The 1,142-nt window shown below is 63.6% G+C and carries 1 protein-coding gene; it reads left to right on the plus strand.

The window, feature by feature from the left end; all coding sequences use genetic code 11:
* Window positions 1-1,142, plus strand: a 1,142-nt coding sequence (locus GQ57_RS38005; RefSeq protein ID WP_034200628.1) for an efflux RND transporter permease subunit, incomplete at both ends; no start/stop codon positions are given.

The raw sequence follows: 1,142 nt of genomic DNA on the forward strand, positions 1-1,142 counted from the left end.
GGCGTGCACCATGTGATCAAGCGCTCGGGCCGCTGGATGATCATCTATCTGGTCGTGATCGTCGCGGTCGGCCTGCTGTTCGTGCGCCTGCCGAAGTCGTTCCTGCCCGACGAGGATCAGGGCCTGATGTTCGTGATCGTGCAGACGCCGTCGGGTTCGACGCAGGAAACGACCGCGAAGACGCTCGCGAACATTTCCGACTACCTGCTGAATGACGAGAAGGACATCGTCGAATCGGCGTTCACGGTGGCAGGGTTCAGCTTCGCGGGTCGCGGCCAGAACTCCGGTCTCGTGTTCGTGCGCCTGAAGGACTACGCGCAGCGTCAGCATGCGAACCAGAAGGTGCAGGCGCTGATCGGCCGGATGTTCGGGCGTTACGCGGGTTACAAGGACGCGATGGTGATCCCGTTCAACCCGCCGTCGATTCCGGAACTCGGCACGGCGGCCGGCTTCGACTTCGAGCTGACCGACAACGCCGGTCTCGGCCACGAAACGCTGATGGCCGCGCGCAACCAGTTGCTCGGGATGGCCTCGAAGGATCCGACGCTGCAGGGTGTGCGCCCGAACGGCCTGAACGACACGCCGCAGTACAAGGTCGACATCGACCGCGAGAAGGCGAATGCGCTGGGCGTCACGGCTACCGCGATCGACCAGACGTTCTCGATCGCGTGGGCGTCGCAGTACGTGAACAACTTCCTGGACGTCGACGGCCGGATCAAGAAGGTCTATGTGCAGGCCGACGCGCCGTTCCGGATGACACCGGAAGACATGAACATCCTGTACGTGCGCAACGGATCGGGCGGGATGGTGCCGTTCAGCGCGTTCGCGACGGGTCACTGGGTCTATGGCTCGCCGAAGCTCGAACGCTACAACGGTGTGTCGGCGATCGAAATCCAGGGGCAGGCCGCACCGGGCAACTCGACGGGCCAGGCGATGGCTGCGATGGAAGCGCTCGCGAAGAAGCTGCCGACCGGCATCGGCTATTCGTGGACGGGCCTGTCGTTTCAGGAAATCCAGTCCGGTTCGCAGGCGCCGCTGCTGTACGCGATCTCGATCCTCGTCGTGTTCCTGTGTCTCGCGGCGCTGTATGAGAGCTGGTCGATTCCGTTCTCGGTGATCATGGTCGTGCCGCTCGGCGTGAT

It is taken from the genome of Burkholderia sp. MSh2 (assembly GCF_000731655.1).
Classification (GTDB): domain Bacteria; phylum Pseudomonadota; class Gammaproteobacteria; order Burkholderiales; family Burkholderiaceae; genus Burkholderia; species Burkholderia paludis.